General features: G+C 64.2%; 17 protein-coding genes. 5 read left to right on the forward strand and 12 right to left on the reverse strand.

All coding sequences use genetic code 11. The features are described from left to right. Positions 1–6: 6 nt before the first annotated feature. On the forward strand, positions 7–1,107 hold the full coding sequence (locus FJ943_RS05945) for a sn-glycerol-3-phosphate import ATP-binding protein UgpC (protein WP_140720246.1): 1,101 nt from the start codon (positions 7–9) through the stop codon (positions 1,105–1,107). Positions 1,108–1,139: 32 nt separating this feature from the next. Then, a complete protein-coding gene (locus FJ943_RS05950; RefSeq protein ID WP_140720248.1) occupies positions 1,140–1,949 on the forward strand; it encodes a phosphodiesterase in 810 nt (269 codons plus the stop codon). A 43-nt stretch (positions 1,950–1,992) separates the two neighbouring features. Here FJ943_RS05950 and FJ943_RS05955 read toward each other — a convergent pair whose 3' ends face one another. The 5 genes from FJ943_RS05955 to FJ943_RS05975 form a co-directional block, all read right to left on the reverse strand. Continuing rightward, positions 1,993–3,075: an ABC transporter ATP-binding protein gene (locus FJ943_RS05955; RefSeq protein ID WP_140720250.1), complete on the reverse strand. Its 1,083-nt coding sequence runs from the start codon at positions 3,073–3,075 to the stop codon at positions 1,993–1,995. Then, positions 3,072–4,652 carry an iron ABC transporter permease gene (locus tag FJ943_RS05960; RefSeq protein ID WP_181174496.1) on the reverse strand — a complete coding sequence of 527 codons (1,581 nt, stop codon included), beginning with the start codon at positions 4,650–4,652 and terminating at the stop codon, positions 3,072–3,074. The genes FJ943_RS05955 and FJ943_RS05960 overlap by 4 nt, the downstream gene beginning before the upstream one ends. A gap of 171 nt (positions 4,653–4,823) precedes the next feature. Next, positions 4,824–5,831, reverse strand: coding sequence for an iron ABC transporter substrate-binding protein (locus FJ943_RS05965; protein WP_015315555.1), 1,008 nt, complete (start codon positions 5,829–5,831; stop codon positions 4,824–4,826). A 121-nt stretch (positions 5,832–5,952) separates the two neighbouring features. Then, positions 5,953–7,305, reverse strand: a complete 1,353-nt coding sequence (locus FJ943_RS05970; RefSeq protein ID WP_140720254.1) for a hypothetical protein — start codon at positions 7,303–7,305, stop codon at positions 5,953–5,955. Between the two features lie 9 nt (positions 7,306–7,314). Further along, positions 7,315–8,364: a hypothetical protein gene (locus FJ943_RS05975; RefSeq protein WP_140720256.1), complete on the reverse strand. Its 1,050-nt coding sequence runs from the start codon at positions 8,362–8,364 to the stop codon at positions 7,315–7,317. 444 nt (positions 8,365–8,808) lie between these two features. On the opposite strand from FJ943_RS05975, the gene FJ943_RS05980 reads away from it, so the two are divergent. From FJ943_RS05980 to FJ943_RS05990, 3 genes are all read left to right on the forward strand, one after another. Further along, positions 8,809–9,360, forward strand: a complete 552-nt coding sequence (locus FJ943_RS05980) for a sigma-70 family RNA polymerase sigma factor (RefSeq protein ID WP_140720258.1) — start codon at positions 8,809–8,811, stop codon at positions 9,358–9,360. A 1-nt stretch (position 9,361) separates the two neighbouring features. Beyond that, positions 9,362–10,000 carry an NrsF family protein gene (locus FJ943_RS05985; protein WP_015315560.1) on the forward strand — a complete coding sequence of 213 codons (639 nt, stop codon included), beginning with the start codon at positions 9,362–9,364 and terminating at the stop codon, positions 9,998–10,000. Positions 10,001–10,164: 164 nt separating this feature from the next. After that, positions 10,165–12,147 (forward strand): PAS domain S-box protein, encoded by a 1,983-nt coding sequence (locus FJ943_RS05990; protein ID WP_181174497.1) that lies wholly within the window; start codon positions 10,165–10,167, stop codon positions 12,145–12,147. Between the two features lie 12 nt (positions 12,148–12,159). On the opposite strand, the gene FJ943_RS05995 is transcribed toward FJ943_RS05990, so the two are convergent. The 7 genes from FJ943_RS05995 to FJ943_RS06025 form a co-directional block, all read right to left on the reverse strand. Further along, on the reverse strand, positions 12,160–13,038 hold the full coding sequence (locus FJ943_RS05995; protein ID WP_015315562.1) for a 3-hydroxybutyryl-CoA dehydrogenase: 879 nt from the start codon (positions 13,036–13,038) through the stop codon (positions 12,160–12,162). A 209-nt stretch (positions 13,039–13,247) separates the two neighbouring features. Further along, positions 13,248–14,177, reverse strand: coding sequence for an electron transfer flavoprotein subunit alpha/FixB family protein (locus FJ943_RS06000; protein WP_140662810.1), 930 nt, complete (start codon positions 14,175–14,177; stop codon positions 13,248–13,250). Positions 14,178–14,197: 20 nt separating this feature from the next. Then, positions 14,198–14,947 carry an electron transfer flavoprotein subunit beta/FixA family protein gene (locus FJ943_RS06005; protein ID WP_140720260.1) on the reverse strand — a complete coding sequence of 250 codons (750 nt, stop codon included), beginning with the start codon at positions 14,945–14,947 and terminating at the stop codon, positions 14,198–14,200. A 234-nt stretch (positions 14,948–15,181) separates the two neighbouring features. Continuing rightward, positions 15,182–15,982: a rhomboid family intramembrane serine protease gene (locus FJ943_RS06010; protein ID WP_140720262.1), complete on the reverse strand. Its 801-nt coding sequence runs from the start codon at positions 15,980–15,982 to the stop codon at positions 15,182–15,184. A gap of 32 nt (positions 15,983–16,014) precedes the next feature. Continuing rightward, positions 16,015–16,596: a cob(I)yrinic acid a,c-diamide adenosyltransferase gene (locus FJ943_RS06015; RefSeq protein ID WP_140720263.1), complete on the reverse strand. Its 582-nt coding sequence runs from the start codon at positions 16,594–16,596 to the stop codon at positions 16,015–16,017. An 18-nt stretch (positions 16,597–16,614) separates the two neighbouring features. After that, the gene (locus FJ943_RS06020) at positions 16,615–16,806 is read right to left on the reverse strand and encodes a twin transmembrane helix small protein (RefSeq protein ID WP_015315567.1); all 192 of its coding nucleotides are present in this window, start codon (positions 16,804–16,806) and stop codon (positions 16,615–16,617) included. Positions 16,807–16,831: 25 nt separating this feature from the next. Beyond that, the gene (locus FJ943_RS06025; protein WP_083882969.1) at positions 16,832–17,698 is read right to left on the reverse strand and encodes an SDR family oxidoreductase; all 867 of its coding nucleotides are present in this window, start codon (positions 17,696–17,698) and stop codon (positions 16,832–16,834) included. Positions 17,699–17,743 lie beyond the last annotated feature (45 nt).

The raw sequence follows: 17,743 nt of genomic DNA on the forward strand, positions 1-17,743 counted from the left end.
CAAAAAATGGCCTCCATCGCAATACGCGGCGTCAAGAAGAACTATGCCAAGACGCAGGTCGTGCACGGCGTGGATCTCGACTTTGCCTCGGGCGAATTCGTCGTCATTCTCGGGCCGTCCGGCTGCGGCAAGTCCACGCTGCTCAGGATGATCGCGGGGCTGGAAGAAATTTCCGACGGCACGATCGCCATCGACGGCACGGTGGTCAACAAACTCGAGCCGCGCGAGCGCGGCTGCGCCATGGTGTTCCAGAATTACGCGCTTTATCCGCATATGAGCGTGGCCCAGAACATCGGCTATTCGCTGAAAGTCGCCGGTGTTCCCTCGGCCGAGCGCAACCAGCGCATCCAGGCGGTGGCCCGCACACTGGAACTCGAGCAACTGCTCGACCGCAAGCCGATGGCGCTTTCGGGTGGCCAGAGGCAACGCGTCGCCATGGGCCGCGCCATGATCCGCGAGCCGAAGGTGTTCCTGTTCGACGAGCCTCTGTCCAATCTCGACGCCAAGCTGCGCGTGCAGATGCGTTCGGAGATCCGCAAGCTGCATCGCCGGCTGAATGCCACCTCCGTCTTCGTCACCCACGACCAGGTCGAAGCCATGACATTGGCCGACCGGCTGGTGGTGATGAATGGGGGACGGGTCGAACAGGTCGGCACGCCAGGTGAAATCTACACCCGCCCGGCCAGCCGCTTCGTCGCCACCTTCGTCGGCGCGCCTGCCATGAACATCCTCGAAGGCACCGCCGAACTCGACGGATTGTCGCTGCTCGGCGGCAGCCGGCGCCTGGCGATGGCTCGCGCCGGCCTGCCGGTCGGCACGAAAGTGGCGATGGGCATCCGGCCGGAAGCGGTCCGGCTGGTGGGACCAGGCACGGCCGGCGCGCTCGATGCCACTGTCGACTTGGTCGAGGAATTGGGCGCGGGGCGGGTGATCTATGTCGACCTCGACGGCGCGCCGTTCTCGGTGATGACCTCGGAGCCCGTTCACCCCGAGCCCGGCAGCACCGTCGGCCTGAAGATCTCGCCTGACGACATGCACTTCTTCTCGTCGGAGACAGGGACCCGTCTCGATGTCTTCAAGGCTTCGGTGCCAGAGCCAGCGCTTTGATTTCCAGCACGCGCGCCGCCAAAGAGACGTACATGAAAATCATCCAGGTCACCGACGTGCATCTTGGTCAGCAAGGTGAGCGCCGCTTTGGGGCCGACCTGCACCAGCGGCTGGATCAGTGCATCGCGCACATCAATGCGCATCACGCCGACGCCGCGCTTTGCGTCTTCACCGGCGACCTGACGGAGACCGGTGCGCCGCGGAGCTATGCCGATCTGCGCGCTGCCCTGACCACGCTGTCGGTGCCGTACAGGCTGCTGCCGGGCAACCATGACCGGCGGGCAAATCTCATCGCCGCGTTTCCCGACGTTCCGGTCGACGAAAACGGCTTCGTGCAGTCGGTCCACGATACCGGCAACGAAGTGCTGTTGTTTCTTGACTGCCTGGCGGAAGGGCGCATCGAGGGCGAACTGTGCGAGAGGCGGCTTGCCTGGCTCGAAGCCCGGCTGGAACGGTCGGGCGGCCGGCCCGCTTACGTGTTCCTGCATCATCCGCCGGTCGCGCTCGGCCTGCCTCAACTCGATCCGCTGGCGCTTCAACAGCCCGAGCGGTTGCTCGACTTGTTGCGGGGCCATGGCAACGTCCGCCATATCTTCTTCGGCCATGTCCATCGAGACATTGCCGGCACCGTTGCCGGCATCCCGTTCTCGGCGCAGCGCGGCCTGCATGCCCGCTTCGAGCTCGCCCTCGAGCGATCGAGCGAGATCGTCGAACAAGCGCCGCCGTCCTACGCCGTCATCCTCATCGACAGCGCCAACGCGTGCGTGGTGGTGCACGGTTGCGATTTTATCGAGCAATGGCCGATCTATTCAGCCGAAACCGGCGAACGCATCATGGCGTGAGCTTGCCACTTCGCTTGGGTTCAGCGGCTTAAAATCGTCGGGCTCAAACGAAGACGTGCGCCTTGCCCGATACGGTCAGCCGCACGATCTCGCCGACCGCCGGCGCGTCCATGCCGGATTTGCGCAGGATCAGCGGCGTGCCGCCGATGGCCGCGGCGTCGGGCGGATCGGAATTGTTCAGGAGCCGCACCGCGATCGTGCATGTCGGGCCGGCGAACTCCGATTCCGTTACCTCGCCGAACGGCATGTCCGATGTGCCCGACATGCCCTCGCGCGAGGTGCGTTTCAGGCCGATCTGCTCCGGCCGCAGCATGATGCGGGCGACATCACGGCTGTCCGGCGCGTCGACGGCGATGCGGCCCAGCGGCGAACTGGCGAAGCCGCCCGAAATGCTCGCCGGCAGGATGATGGCGTCGCCGAGGAACTCGGCGATCATCCTGTCCTTTGGCTTGAGATAGAGCTCGCGCGGCGTGCCGACCTGGGAAAATTTCCCATCGCGCATTACCGCCACCTGGCTGGCGAAGGAGAGTGCCTCGGCCTGATCGTGCGTCACCAGGATGGTGGTGATGCCGGCCGCCTCCAGAAGTTCGGCCACCGCCTTGCGCATCGAGGCGCGCAGGCCGGTGTCGAGTGCCGAGAACGGCTCGTCGAGCAGCATCAGCCGCGGCTTCATCGCCATGGCCCGGGCTAGCGCCACGCGCTGCTGCTGGCCGCCGGAGAGCTCGTGCGGGCGGCGTTTAAGGATCGCCTTGTCGAGTCCCACGATGTAGGCAAGTTCGACGATGCGCTCGGCGCGCTTGTCGTCGTCCCGTGCCATGCCGAAGCCGATGTTGTCCGAGATGGTCAAGTGCGGGAACAGGGCGCCGTCCTGCGCCACCACGCCGATGCCGCGGCGATGCGCCGGGACAGCGGCGCCGCCATTGGCCAGCTCCTGGCCGTCGAGTACGATGCGGCCTTGGTCAGGCGCCTCGAAGCCGGCGATCAGCCGCAGCAAGGTCGTCTTGCCGCAGCCGGAAGGTCCCACGATCGCCGTGCGGCTGCCGCTGGCGACGTTCAGGTTGACGCCGGCCAGTGCGGCGACCGGGCCGTAGTGCTTGTGCAGATTACCGAGTTCGAGAAAGCTCATCGTCCTGCCATCCGCTTCGACTGGACGTAGAGCAGCCAGGTCAGGGGCAGCGACATCGCCACCATGATGAAGGCGTAAGGAGCCGCCGAGGCGTAATCGATCTCGCTGCTGTAGGACCAGAACGCCATGGCCAGTGTGCGGGTGCCGTTCGGCGCCAGCATCTGGGTCGCGGTCAGTTCATTCATGATGCCGAGCGCCACCAGGGCCATGCCGGCCGCCCCACCGGGCGCCGACAGGCGGATCGTCGTCGACCACAGCGCATTGAGCGGCCGCCGGCCGAGGCTGGACGCGGCGCGTTCGAGCTCGACCGGCGCTTGCGCGATCGATGCACGCAGGCTGACCAGCGCGCGCGGCAGGAACATCAGTGCATAGGCGACCAGGATAGTGAACAAGGTCTGGTAGAGCGGCAGTGCGATGCGCACGGTGATGGTGACCAGTGCCAGCGCGATGACGACGCCCGGCAGCGAGCCGACGATGTAATTGCATCCCTCGAGCAAGCGCTGCAATGGACCCGGCGCGCGGATAGAGATCCAGGCCATCGGCATGGCCGCGACAGTGGCAAGCAGGGCGCCAGCGAGGGACAGGAACAGCGTCTGGCCGAGTGCCAGGCCGATCTCGTCGAAGCGCCAGACATCGGCGCCGCCGGCGGCGAGCCAGCGCCCGATGGTCATGAACGGAACGCCAAGCGCCAGCAATGTGGTGACGGCGAGCAGCAGCAAGCTGGGCAGGGTGGCGCGGCCGAGGTTCATTCGTTGCTGGTATCGCGCGGCACCCGAGCCGACACGGGCATAACGTTCCTCGCCGCGGACCAGCACTTCGAGGCCGAGCAGCACGAAGCAGCAGGTCACCAGCACGCCGGCCAGCATGTTGGCGGCCGGGCCGTTGAAGGTCGACTGGAACTGATCGACGATCGCGGTCGTGAAGGTGTCGAAGCGGATGAAGACATAGAGACCATATTCGGCCAGCAGATGCAGGCCGACCAGCAGCGAGCCGCCGCATATTGCGAGCCTGAGCTGCGGCAGCACGACGCGCCAGAACACGCGCCAGGGTCCATGGCCAAGTGCCGCGGCCGCGTCCTCGAGAGCGGGATCGAGACGGCGCAGGGCCGCCGACACCGGCAGATAGAGGAAAGGGAAATAGGCGATGACGGACACCAGCACGCCAGCCCACAGGCCGTGCAGCCCGGGCACCAGGGTGATCCAGGCATAGGAGTGCACGAAAGCGGGGATGGCGAGCGGCGCCACGCAGAGCCAGGACCAGAGCCGGGCACCGGGCAGGTCGCTGCGTTCCGTCAGCCAGGCCAGCGTCACCGACAAGGTGATGGCGATCGGCACCGCCAGCAGGACGAGCAGGCCGGTGTTGACCAGCAGTTCGCCGACACGCGGCCGAAAGACCAGTGCCGAGACCGTCTCCCAGCCGGTCTGCACCGCGATCCAGATGATGAAAGCGAGCGGCAGCAGCGCCAGCAGGGAGACAAATATGGCGGCGGCGACAAGCCAAGGCGCCGCCCGCCGCTGCGCCCGTCGACGCATCTTGGGCGGCAGGCCGGGACGCGCGAGATCGACCGCGGACTGCATCAGTTCAGGCGCCATACCGTTGCGACGCGGCAGCGGCAATCATGGGACCACGGTCGCGGTCAGGAACGAAGCGTGTCGTCATGGACGAATGCATCTCGAAACAAAACGCTCCCGCGAAAGGTGAATTCCCGCGGGAGCACGATCTGACGTCCTTATTAGGAAGAACGGCAACTAAAGCAAGCCGGCTGCCGTCATCAGGTCGGTGACCTTCCTGGAGTTCAGCGTCGTGGCATCGACCTTCGGCGCCTGCAGGTCGGCCAGTGGCACCAGCTTCGGATTGGACTGCGCGCCCTTGCCGACCGCGTATTCGAAGGAGGTTCCGTTCTTCAGCACGTCCTGGCCGTTCTTGCCGGTCACCCATTTCAGGAAGGCCTGGGCTTCCTTCGGATGCTTGCTCGAGGCCAGCACGCCGCCGCCGGAAACCGATACGAAAGCGCCCGGATCCTGGTTCTTGAAATAGTGCAGCGCGACGTTCTTGGAGTTTTCGCCGGTCTTGGCCTGATCGCCAAAGTAGTAGTAGTGGTAGATCACGCCACCTTCGATCTCACCGGCATTGACCGCCTTCATCACGGTGCTGTTGCCCTTGTAGGCGGTGAAGTTCTCCTTCATCGCCTTCAGCCAGTCGGCCGTGGCGGGCTCGCCCTTGAGCTGCAGCAAAGCGCTCACGATGGCCTGGAAATCGGCGCCGGAAGGCGAAGCCGCCCAGCGGCCCTTCCAGCTCGGGTCGGCGAGATCGAGCATCGACTTGGGCAGCTGGTCTGCCTTGAGCTTGGTGGTGTTATAGGCAAACACGGTGCTGCGCGCGGCCACGCCCACCCATTTGCCGCTGGTGGCCTGATAGTCTTGCGGGACTTGAGCCAGCGTATCGGCGTCGACCGGCGCGAACAGGCCGGCATTCTCGACCAGCACCATGGCCGGCGAATTTTCCGTCAGGAACACGTCGGCGGGCGAGGCAGCACCTTCGGCGACGATCTGGTTGGAGAAGTCGCTGTCACCGCCGTTGCGCAAGGTGACCTTTATCCCCGTTTCCTTGGTGAACCCTTCCGCCCATTCCTTCGCCAGGCTTTCATGCTGGGCGTTATAGACGACGATGCCGGCATCTTCGGCCGTCGCCGGACCAGCGGCGAGGCTGATTGCAAGCGCGGCTACGCTGGCAAGGGCAAGAAGGGGGGATTTCATAAGGGTACTCCTCGGGTTGTCCCGCACTGGGGTGCGTCCGAGTACCAATTCATGAATGCACTAGTCAAGATTGAAAGACGACGGGCATCATCACGGTTTCGCGTGTCGGACGCCGATGGCATCACCCAATATGCGGGGCTGGTGGCTGCTCCTGCGGGATGCAGCCATCGACCATCGGATGAATGGTCCACCGCTGGTCCAGCCCCTGCTGTGTTCGTTTGGTCTCGGGATCGAACGCTTCGTTCAGCATGGCGCACCAGGTCCTGCGCAGATTGTCGCAGCGCGTCCGGAACGCCGCGCTGCCAAGCCCGTCACGGATATCCTGCGCGGTCAGGTCGGTGGTCTCGCCCGGCGGCTTGGGCGGAACCGTGCCCGTGTCGGCAAAGTCCGGATCCCACTGCAGATAGTGTTTCGCGTCGCCACTGGCGGCCGCATCGAATTTGACCACCGCCATCAGCGGATGAAACTCGTGCCAGCCCTTGTGGTAGCCGTCATAGACATGTTCGCCGAGGACGGCGACATGATCGCCCATCCTGATGGGGCCGAGCGCCTTGTCGCCGACATTGGCGTCCTCGACATTGCCGGGGTTCCAGTTGAACAATCCCTGCAGGACCGGCTTGACCCCGCCGAAATAGGATGCCGCTCCGCCGATGGCGCCGCCAATGGCCGCTCCGAGCAATCCTCCCAGGAACGAGCCGATGGCGCAGCCCAGCGCACCCAGGAAGAACGATCCTATGGCGCAGCCGACAGCCGCTCCGGCACTGGCGCCGGCGGCCGCCGCGGCCACCGTGACGACCAGGGCCGCCGTCAGCAGGATGACGATGGCCGGCGCCCATTGGCGCATCTTGATCCAGAAGTCGCCCTCGGCCTCGCAGTGCAGGCTCCAGCGGGCATGATCGTCGGCCGGTGCGTAGCCCAGATCCGTCTTCAGGTCGTCGCGTGGCAGCAGCAGCTCATGACCCTGAAAGCCGTCATTGAGAATATCGTTGGCCGGATGGGCCGCGACGCTGGCGGCGAATTCCGCCGCGACGGTGCCGTCGGCATTGTAGCGATTGGCCGCCGCCAAGGCCGCCTCGTTGGTCTCGGCGTTGAGGATTTCGGTCGTCGGATGCGGCATCAGTATGACGTCGAAATACTGGTCGTTGTCGAAGGCGCCGAGATCGCTGCGGAACGGATTGTAGGAGACGATGCCGATGGCGCATTTCGGATTGTCCTTGTCGAGGCAGACCAGGCGGTGGTTGAGCCATTCCCCGGCGGCCTTGTCGATCGTCGCGGTGGCGGACGCCAGAAATGCGATTGCCGCGGCAAGTGCCGCACCGACCGGCCCCAGCAGCAGGCCGAAGGCGGCCGCCAACCCGGTGATCACGATGATCTGCAGCGCCTGGCCGGCGAGGAAAGCCAGCCGATCGTCCTCGTTGTAGGGCTTGCCACCGACCGGATAGAGAAAGCAGCTCGTATAGTGCTTGTAAGCCATCGGAGCGCCTCAGCCTTTCGTGGCGGTGAGCGTCACGCCGCCGGTCATGGTGCGCGATCCACTCTCGCCGATCGTGAAGACGTGGACGTTGAAGGTCTTTGAGCCGCGGAACGCGGTGTCCTTCGGTTCGATTTCGACAGCGATCTCGGTCAGCTGGCGGGGCTGCAGCAAAAGCGTTCTTGGGACGATCCTGACCGACCAGTCGTCCGGCACGGGAAACCGGCCATACGCCTGTTCCTCGAGGGCCTCGGCCCAGCGCGCCTTGCTTTCGGCGAGCCGCGGCTGTGGGGTGTCCGTGCGCTCGTCTCGACCCTGGCCGCGTGGCGGGATACATGGCCGCAGCTTCGGCAGAGCGTAGCAGTCCGCCTCGATCTGGAAACGCCGGACGACCGAGGCCTCGTTGCGCACGCTGAAGACGAACTTCGCCGGTGAGCGCATCTCGGCAATGTTGACGTTCTTCTGGCCAAGGTTGTTGCTGGGGTTGGCGTCATCGCCCCAGGAAAGCTGTGCTTGAAGGCAGTAGTGGCCGCCGGTGGCGGGCGTGGTCCAACTGAACTCGGCATAGGCAGGGCAATCGATCGTGCCCTTGGCTCCGAGATTTATGGCGACGTTGGCGATCGGACGGGAAATGGTCTGGGCGCCGAATGACAGGTAGGACAGTGCCACCCCGACGCCCACCGCTGGGGCGTCATAGGACCCGTTCCAGACACGCACGCGAACGCGATATGCATGTGCTGGCTGAAGCGCGCCGCTGACCGGCAGGGTGCCGTCGAAAATGTCGATGTCGGGGTTGTCCCAGGTGACCGCGAGCCCCTGCGCCATCAGATAGTACTGGGCATAGAGAAGAGGATCGGCGCGCTTGTAGATGTCGGGCGGCAGCTGGATGCAGCAATCGTTCTGCGCCGGGCTGGGCAGCCGCTGGCCCTTGGCCAGCCGGCACAGCAGCCTGCATATCGTGGCAAACAGCACCTTCAGCCCGGCGGCCAGACGCTTCCAGAATTCGGCGGCGAACAACAGCAAGGCCGCGGTTCTGATGTGGTTGACCAGAGATCCTGCCATGTCGTGTTTCCCACGCTGAGAGGACGCAACGGTAATGTTTTCCTGGCGGACCTGTCTCCGCCGGTTGTCCAGAGGCTATTTCTTCAGTGATCCCTGTCTTCTGTAGAAGTAGACGGCGGCGACAAGGACTATGGCCGCAATGACAAGGCTGCTCTCGAAAGTTCCCGAGCCATTGTCGGGAGAAAATCCAAAAATTCGTTCAATGAAATCCATTTCGGCCGCCCTCCGATTCCTTCGACGCTACAGAAGGGTTTACCTTACGTCAATCAAAGGTTGGTCCCGCGCCGCTCCTCCCGCATGAGCTGGGAACCAGAGAACCCGTCCGGGAATTTAGCGGGCCATCCCGCAAACTTTCGTGATTTGCCCGTAGTTTGGCTTGGACATTATTTCGCCGGCCACGTAACAAATCAGTGCCGAGGCGCGAAGATCGGGGAGTGAACTCTTGTGAGCGGCAAGGACGAGGCCGAGCTTTCCCGGCTGATGCGGGCCGCGATCGCGGGGGATGGAAAGGCCTATGCCGACTTTCTGCACCGGATTGCCGCGCTGGTGCGCGGTTTCGTCAGGCGCAAGATCGTGCAGGGCGGGGTCGATCCCGAGGATGTCGTGCAGGAAACCTTGCTGGCCATTCATGTGAAACGGCACACCTGGCGCCAGGACGCGCCGGTGCTGCCCTGGGTCTATGCGATTGCCCGTTTCAAGCTGATCGACGCGTTCCGGCGGCGCGGACGACGCATCGAGATCGATGTCGACGACATCGCCGAGACGTTCGCCGAGCCCGAAACGGAAACCGTCAGCGAGCGGGACATCAACCGGGCGCTCGACGGGCTGCCGCCGGCACAGCGTTCGGTGGTTTCAGCCGTATCCGTGGAGGGCCGCTCGATCGGCGAGACGGCGGCTAAGTTCGGCATCAGCGAGACGGCGGTGCGGGTGTCGCTGCACCGGGGACTTACCGCCATAGCCAGGCGATTCGGGCAGGGGCGGTTCGGGCGGAAATGACATGAAGACCGACGATCTCATCAAGGCGCTCGACGCCGATGCCCGCAGCAAGGCGATGCCATTGCGCTCGGCCTGGTGGCTGGCGGCTGGCGCGGCCGCCTTGGTCGCGGCCGCTGTCTTCATGATGACGATCGGGCCGCGCCCCGATTTCATGGTGGCCGCGCACACGGTGCGTTTCCTGTCCAAATTCGTTTTCACCATCGTGCTCGCCATCAGCGCCTTTGCCCTGATCCGTGCCCTGTCGACGCCGGGTGCGGCGACAGGCCGGGCAATGGCGGCGATGATCGCGGCGCCTCTGCTGGTCGCGGTGGCCGTGGTGCTGGAGCTCTTCATGGTGCCGCAGGCCCTGTGGAGCACACGCATGATCGGCTCGAACATGATGATCTGCATGGGCTTCATCCCGCTGATCGGCATCGGCCCGCTGGCCATCTTCCTGTGGATGCTGCGCTATGGCGCGCCGACACGGCCGGTGCTTGCCGGCGCGGTCGCGGGGCTGCTTGCCGGCGGGCTGGCGGCGACTTTCTACGCGGCGCACTGCTTCGACGATTCGCCGCTTTTCGTTGCCACCTGGTACACGATCGCCATCGCGGCTCTCGCTCTGCTTGGCGCGCTCGGCGGGCGGTTTTTCGTGCGCTGGTAGCAGGATACCCACGCCTACACCCCGTGAATACCGATCCTTAATCATGCCGGCAATTGTTTGCCGGTTTTCCATGTCGCCTATGCCCTGGGCGCAACCTTTCCTTAAAATCGATCCTTCAGGATTTTAACGGGAAAAAGCGATTGCCCACGGGGGTGGCACGAATCGTGACATTGCGAGGTATCATCGGGCCGGGACGGCACAAGCATGCAGCTCTGGCGCTGCTTGTGACCGGTCTGGCCGTAGTGGCCGCCTCGCTTGTGCTGTCAGGGCTGGACCTTGGCGCGCAAGCACTCAGACTTTGCCTCCAAATATCGGTCGCGGTGACGGTCTGCGCGCTTTTCGCGGCCTATCTGTTCATCGGTCGAATCTCGGAGGATCGACGGCAGATCACGGACAGCGAGCAGCGGTTCCGCCGGGCCATGGAGGACTCGGCGATCGGCATCGCTATCGTCGGTCTCGACGGGCGTATTCTCCAGACCAACCCGGCCTTTGCCGCCATGCTTGGCTACAGCCGCGATGAGATCGAGGCGCTGACCTTCTTCCAGCTCACGCATCCCGACGATGTGCAGATCGGAAGCGAAACGATGGCCGGCCTGAAGGCGGGCACCGTCGATGCCTTCCACTTCGAGAAGCGTTATCTCAAGAAGGACGGCACACCGGTCTGGGCTCATCTTGCCGGCTCGGTAATTCGCGACGAGAAAAGCGGGCGGCCGCTCTATCTCGTCTCGCAGATCGAGGACATCGACGCGCGCAAACAGGCCGAGGCGCGCATCACAGAGGCCGAAACGCGCTGGAACTTCGCGCTGGCCGGCGCCGGTCAAGGTGTCTGGGATTTCGACATGCGCAAGGGGGGCACCACCTATTCCTCTACCTGGGTCAAGATGCTGGGCTATGGGGATGGCGAGCTCGATGGTGACCCCGATCGCTGGCTGACGATGATCCATCCAGACGATCGCGCCACGGTCGCGGAGGCCGATCGCGCCCATCTCGCCGGCGAGACGGAATTTTTCGAAGCCGAGTTCCGCATGCGCCACAAGGACGGCCGCTGGATCTGGATCCTCGACCGCGGCAAGGCCATCGAGCGCGATGCGGACGGACACCTGGTCAGAGCGATCGGCAGCTTGATGGACATTACCCGGCGAAAGCAGGCCGAAGAACGGCTCATCGTCTCGGCGGCGATGCTGGCCGACGAGAAGGAGCGGCTGAGGGTGACGCTGCAATCGATCGGCGATGCCGTCATCTGCACCGATGCCGCGAACCGCGTCACTTTCATGAACCCGGTGGCCGAAAAGTTGACCGGCGTTTCCAGTGACGATGCGCTGGGCAAGACGCTGAGCCATGTCTACTGGGCAGTCGACGAGGAGACGGGTCACAGGATCGGGATGACGCGGCCGGTGACAGGCGAAGAGGCGCGCTCCGACCAGAACAGCCGCGCGGTCCTCATCCGCCGCGACGACACACGCTGCAGCATCCGCCAGGTCGTGTCGCCGATCCTCAACGAACGCAACGAATTCTGCGGTCTGGTGATCGTCTTCCAGGACTTCACCGATGCGCGTGCCCTGCAGCGACAGCTTGCCCATGCCGCCGCGCATGATGCACTGACCGGCCTTGCCAACCGCTCGAGCTTCATCCGCGCCATGGAGGGGATGGTCGATCAGGCGCGCAAGGACGGCACGACGACAGGGGGCCGCCATCAGTTTATGTTCATCGATCTCGACCATTTCAAGCTGGTCAACGACACGGGAGGTCACGCTGCCGGAGACGCCCTGCTGAAGCGGGTCGCTGATGCCGTGCGCGGCGTGCTTGGTCCTGAAGACATCGTCGCGCGCCTGGGTGGCGACGAATTCGCCGTGATCCTGAAATCGGCTTCCATCACCGGCGCGAGGATCGCGGCGCGTTCCATCATCGATGCGATAGCGGGCCTGAACTTCACCTGGGATGGCCGGCCGCACGGGATCGGTGCCAGCATCGGGTTGACGGCGATCTGCGCCAATTGCGGCGAAGTCGACGAGATCATCGCAAGGGCCGACGCCGCTTGCTATGCAGCCAAGGCCGCCGGCCGGGGATGCGTTTCGGTGGCGCCGGACGGCAAGGTCAGCGACGACGACAGGTCAGAACCGCCCAAGCCACTCGCCGCGGCCTCGTGAGCGGCAATCACGTCAGCGCGTCGGAACGGGATGCTCGCCGCGATAATCGTAGAAGCCGCGCCCGGTCTTGCGGCCGAGCCAGCCGGCCTCGACATATTTGACCAGCAGCGGGCAAGGCCGGTACTTCGAATCCGACAGGCCGTCATGCAGCACCTGCATGATCGACAGGCAGGTATCCAGGCCGATGAAATCGGCAAGCTGCAGCGGTCCCATCGGATGGTTGGCGCCGAGCCGCATGGCGGTGTCGATGGCATCGACCGAGCCGACGCCCTCATAGAGCGTGTAGATCGCTTCGTTGATCATCGGCAGAAGGATGCGGTTTACGATGAAGGCCGGGAAATCTTCCGAGACGGTGATCGTCTTGTCGAGCTGCTTCACATAGGTCTTGGCCGCCTCGAAGGTCTGGTCCTCGGTGGCGATGCCGCGCACCAGTTCGACCAGCTTCATCAGCGGTACCGGGTTCATGAAATGTATGCCGATGAACCGCTCCGGCCGGTCGGTCTGGGCAGCTAGCCGTGTGATCGAAATCGACGAGGTGTTGGTCGCCAGGATCGCTTCGGGATTGAGCTGCGGACAGAGCTGCGCATAGATCTTGCGCTTGACGGTTTCGTCCTCGGTCGCCGCTTCGATCACCAGATCGGCGCCGGCGAGATCGGCCATCGTCGGTGCCGACGCGATGCGTGCCATGGCCTGATTGCGCAGCTTCTCGTCGAGCTTGCCGGACCCCACCTGACGGGCCATGTTGCCGCTGATTGTGGCAATGCCCTTCTCGATGCGGTCGGGCGATATATCGTAGATCAGCACCTTATAGCCCGAAAGCGCGGAGACGTGGGCGATGCCGCCGCCCATCTGGCCCGCACCAATGATGCCGATCGTCTCGATCTTGCTCATTACCCGATCCCGTCCGGAGCGTTTTTCGCTGGATCGCGAACCGCCCCATCTCTTTGTTTTCCCGCAATTCCCGGCGCAAAAACCCCTGCGCACTGCTGCTGGAATTGCTTTCAGCCTTTGTGGCCTGCTTATTGTGCGGTGCAAACTAAAAGGGTGGGGCGACTTCGTCTACCCCACCCTTCGCAATTTAATACGGTTGCGCGGAAGCGTCAAAGCGCCTTCTGCAACTCCGGCAGGATGACGAAGAGGTCGCCGACGAGGCCGTAATCGGCAACCTGGAAGATCGGCGCTTCCTCGTCCTTGTTGATGGCGACGATGACCTTGGAATCCTTCATGCCGGCAAGGTGCTGGATGGCGCCGGAGATGCCGACCGCGATGTAGAGATCGGGGGCGACGACCTTGCCGGTCTGGCCGACCTGCCAGTCGTTCGGCGCGTACCCGGCATCGACGGCGGCGCGGGAGGCGCCGACGGCGGCACCGAGCTTGTCGGCGACCGGCAGGATGACCTCCTGGAATTTCTCCGAGGAACCGAGCGCGCGGCCGCCCGAGATGATGATCTTGGCCGAGGTCAACTCCGGACGGTCGGTCTCCGACAGCTTGTTCTCGACGAAGGTGGACAGGCCGGGATTGGCTGCCGCATTGACCGTCTCGACCGAAGCCGAGCCACCGTCGGGCGCGGCCTGGAAGGAGGCGGTGCGCACGGTGATGACCTTCTTGGCGTCGCTCGACTGCACCGTCTGGATGGCGTTGCCGGCATAGATCGGCCGCTTGAAGGTATCGGGCGAGACCACCTCGATGATCTCGGAGACCTGCGCGACATCGAGCAGGGCCGCCACGCGCGGCGCGATGTTCTTGCCGGCCGACGTCGCCGGCGCGATGACCGTGTCGTAGGCGCCAGCCAGCGAGACGACCAGTGCCGCCGTCGGCTCGGCCAGGCGCTCGGCGAGTTCGTCGGCTTCGGCGAGCAGCACCTTGCTCACGCCCTTCAGTTTCGCGGCTGCGTCGGCGGCAGCCTTGGCGCCTTTGCCGGCCACCAGCACATGAACGTCCGAGCCGATCTGCAGGGCGGCCGAAAGCGCCTTGGCGGTCTGGTCGGAAAGGGTAGCGTTGTCGTGTTCAGCGATGAGGAGAATTGCCATGTTGTCTGTTCCTTCCGATCTCAGAGCACGCCGGCTTCGTTCTTGAGCTTGTCGACCAGTTCGGCGACGCTCTTGACCTTGACACCCGCCTTTCGGCCGCTCGGCTCCTCGGTCTTGATGACCTTGAGGCGTGGCTTGACGTCGGCGCCATAATCCGCCGGGCTCTTCTCGTCGAGCGGCTTCTTCTTGGCCTTCATGATATTGGGCAGGGAGGCATAGCGCGGCTGGTTGAGGCGAAGGTCGGCGGTGACGATCACCGGCATCTTCAACTCCACCGTCTGCAGGCCGCCGTCGACTTCGCGCGTCACCTTGGCATGATCGCCCTCGAGCACGACCTTGGAGGCGAAAGTGCCCTGCGCCCAGCCAAGCAGGGCAGCCAGCATCTGGCCGGTCTGGTTGGAATCGTCGTCGATCGCCTGCTTGCCGAGAATGACAAGGCCGGGCTGTTCCGCCTCGACGACGCCCTTCAGCACCTTGGCAACACCGAGCGGCTCGGTCTGCTCGTCGGTCTTGACCAGGATGGCACGGTCGGCGCCCATGGCGAGCGCGGTGCGCAAGGTTTCCTGCGCCTGCTGCGGGCCGATCGACACGACGATGATCTCTTCGGCCTTGCCGGCTTCCTTGATCCGGATCGCTTCCTCGACCGCGATCTCGTCGAACGGGTTCATCGCCATCTTGACGTTGGCCAGCTCCACCGCCGAACCGTCAGCCTTCACGCGCACCTTGACGTTCGCGTCCACAACCCGCTTCACGGGCACAAGGATCTTCATTTGCCTGTCACCTCTTCACGCTAGTTGGGCGCGCTATAGCAGCCTGCGCCCCTTCTGAGTTGTCGAAAGCCGACATTCCCGACTGAATTCCGGCCAGATGGAATTCTGGCCGGATGGAAATTCTGGTCTTTGCCCGCCCTGGGCTGCTCCTTAAACGCCTTGGGCCGCGGCGGAGACGTTTCCGTAATTGTGGCAACCCCTGCCGTCAATACGCTGAAAGCCGCTCAAATCGGTTCAGTTTGGGCCAGAAGGATTTCCACGTCCCCAGCGCGTCGTGGTGGCGGCCGTTTGGGGCGCCGCTGGTTCGCCGACCACCGGCGGCTGTTCAGGGGTCGGTACCACGGCATCCTCGTCGGCGGGTGCAAACAGCGGCACGCCGCGGCTGCGCAGGACCAGCACCAGAACCGCGCCGGCAATGATGCCGCCGATGTGGCAGGCCCAGGATATCTGATCCTCGCCGCCGGCCGCGAACATCACGATCTGGAACAGCACCCACAGGATGAGCGGGATAAAGGCTGGAATGCGCAAAGGGATGCGGGCAAAGGCAAGCACCCACACCTTCACCCTGGGATAGAGGATCAGGTAGGCGACGACCACGCCGGCGATGGCACCCGACGCGCCGATCAGCGGCGCCTGCGAATCCCAGGCGACCAGCCCTTGGAAGGCGGCGCCGGCGATGGCGCACAGCAGATAGAAGATCAGGTAACGAATGTGACCGAGCGCGTCCTCGACATTGTCGCCGAACACCCAAAGGAACAGCATGTTGCCGCCGAGATGGAAAATATCGGCATGCAGGAAGGAATAGGTGAGATAGCTCAGGCTCTCGGGGATGATGACAAAGCGGGGGTCGAGTTCGGCCGTGTCGTGAACGACGGAGGGGATGAAGCCGAGGCCAAGCACGGCGGCATTGGTGAAGTTCTCGCCGCCGAGCGCCGTGGCGCAATAGACCACGGCGTTGGCGACAATCAGCCCGATCGTCACATATTGCAGCCTGATGTGGCGCAGCCTGTTGGTGTCGTAAAGCGGGATGAACATCGGTCGCCGGCCCCCTCCCGCCTCTGGTCCGTTCAGCGGTTCTTGCCGGGAACCCATAGCACGTCGGCATTTCCGTTGTCATTGACCGCCCGGGCGGCGACAAACAGGAAATCCGAGACGCGGTTGATGTATTTCAGCCCGTCGCGGTTGACGTGTTCGGCCGGGTCCTGAGCCAGGGCGACCATCAGCCGCTCGGCGCGCCGTGCCACCGTGCGGGCGAGATGAAGCGCCGCCGCTGCCGGCGTGCCGCCGTTCAGCACGAAGGATTTCAGCGGCTGGAGCTTCTTGTTGAGGACGTCGATGTCGTGCTCGACACGGTCGGTCTGCGCGGCAACGATGCGCAACGGCTCGTAGCCAAGCGGCTTGCCGTCATCAGGCACGGCGAGGTCGGCGCCGAGGTCGAAGAGATCGTTCTGGATGCGCGAGAGCATGGCGTCGATCGCCTGGTAGCTCTGTTCGGTATGCACGCGAGCTATGCCGATGCAGGCATTGGCTTCGTCGACCGTGCCGTAGGCGTCCACCCTGAGATCGGATTTCAGCCGCCGCTCACCAGTGCCGAGGCCCGTAGTGCCATTATCGCCGGTGCGGGTGTAGATCTTGTTGAGCTTGACCACATCGCCTCCCGAAAAGCCTCACTTGCGGGTGAAATACACGGCCAGCAGGATCAGTGCCAGCGCCACGGCCTGCAGCAGGACGCGGGCCTGCATCAGCTTGTTGGAGGTCACACCGGAGCCGCCGCGCATCATGTTGATGAGCCCTCTGATCAGTACGACCACGACGGCGGCCATGACCAGAATGGCAAGGATGTTGAAGGCAGTGGCCATTTTGCGTTTCCAGTTCTTTGCTTGTTCAGGCGCGCTTGGCGAGCAGGCGGTGGAGCATCGAGGCCGGCAGGATGCGTTTGAGCATGGCGCCGATCCTGGCCGACATTGTTACCACATAGTGCGGGCGTGGGCGCCGCGACAGAAGTGCATGGCGAAGCACCTTGTGGACCACTTCAGGCCCGGGCTTCCGCGCCGATTGGCTGCCGCCGGCGCGCATGCGCTCCAGTTGCGCGGCATAGTCGGCGCGATGCGCGGAATTCTCATGGTCGATATTCCTGAGGAACCAGGGCAGGCCATTGCTGGCGATCTTCGATTTCACCGGCCCCGGCTCGATCAGCGAGACATGGATGCCGCTGCCGGCCAGTTCCTGGCGCTGGCACAGCATCAGGGCCTCCAAGGCATGCTTGGAGGCCGAATAGGCGCCGCGGAAGCGCACAGGCACGAGACCGAGGATCGACGAGCAATGGACGAGGCGGCCGTGGCCCTGGCGTCGCATCACCGGAACCAGGCGGCGGGTCAGGTCGTGCCAGCCGAAGAAATTGGCCTCGAACTGCTCCCTGAGCGCCGCAACGGGCAGATCCTCGACGGCGCCTGCCTGCGCGTAGGCACCGTTGTTGAACAGCGCGTCGAGCCTGCCGCCGGTGCGATCGAGCACCGCCGCCGCCAGGGCGGCTATGGAGTCCGGTTCGCTATAATCGAGGTAAAAAGCCTCGATGCCGTCGGCTTCGAGGGCGGCGATGTCCTCCGGCTTGCGGGCCGTCGCGAACACCCGCCAGCCCTCAGCCTTCAATGCACGGGTGCAATAGGCGCCTATGCCGGAAGACGCACCGGTGACGATGATGGTGCGCAACTCTGCGGCTGGAGAATTCGGGGTTTGACGAAGGGTTGCCATTTGCCGCATTCATTTCCCATATTCGCGGCGTCGAGACAATCGAGG

Origin of the sequence: Mesorhizobium sp. B2-3-10 (assembly GCF_006442275.1) — a bacterium.
GTDB lineage: Bacteria > Pseudomonadota > Alphaproteobacteria > Rhizobiales > Rhizobiaceae > Mesorhizobium > Mesorhizobium australicum.

Coding starts and splice junctions, on each gene's coding strand:
- FJ943_RS05945 (WP_140720246.1), top strand. CDS start 7: ATGGCCTCCATCGCAATACGCGGCGTCAAGAAGAACTATGCCAAGACG.
- FJ943_RS05950 (WP_140720248.1), top strand. CDS start 1,140: ATGAAAATCATCCAGGTCACCGACGTGCATCTTGGTCAGCAAGGTGAG.
- FJ943_RS05955 (WP_140720250.1), bottom strand. CDS start 3,075: ATGAGCTTTCTCGAACTCGGTAATCTGCACAAGCACTACGGCCCGGTC.
- FJ943_RS05960 (WP_181174496.1), bottom strand. CDS start 4,652: ATGCAGTCCGCGGTCGATCTCGCGCGTCCCGGCCTGCCGCCCAAGATG.
- FJ943_RS05965 (WP_015315555.1), bottom strand. CDS start 5,831: ATGAAATCCCCCCTTCTTGCCCTTGCCAGCGTAGCCGCGCTTGCAATC.
- FJ943_RS05970 (WP_140720254.1), bottom strand. CDS start 7,305: ATGGCTTACAAGCACTATACGAGCTGCTTTCTCTATCCGGTCGGTGGC.
- FJ943_RS05975 (WP_140720256.1), bottom strand. CDS start 8,364: ATGGCAGGATCTCTGGTCAACCACATCAGAACCGCGGCCTTGCTGTTG.
- FJ943_RS05985 (WP_015315560.1), top strand. CDS start 9,362: ATGAAGACCGACGATCTCATCAAGGCGCTCGACGCCGATGCCCGCAGC.
- FJ943_RS05995 (WP_015315562.1), bottom strand. CDS start 13,038: ATGAGCAAGATCGAGACGATCGGCATCATTGGTGCGGGCCAGATGGGC.
- FJ943_RS06000 (WP_140662810.1), bottom strand. CDS start 14,177: ATGGCAATTCTCCTCATCGCTGAACACGACAACGCTACCCTTTCCGAC.
- FJ943_RS06005 (WP_140720260.1), bottom strand. CDS start 14,947: ATGAAGATCCTTGTGCCCGTGAAGCGGGTTGTGGACGCGAACGTCAAG.
- FJ943_RS06010 (WP_140720262.1), bottom strand. CDS start 15,982: ATGTTCATCCCGCTTTACGACACCAACAGGCTGCGCCACATCAGGCTG.
- FJ943_RS06020 (WP_015315567.1), bottom strand. CDS start 16,806: ATGGCCACTGCCTTCAACATCCTTGCCATTCTGGTCATGGCCGCCGTC.
- FJ943_RS06025 (WP_083882969.1), bottom strand. CDS start 17,698: ATGGCAACCCTTCGTCAAACCCCGAATTCTCCAGCCGCAGAGTTGCGC.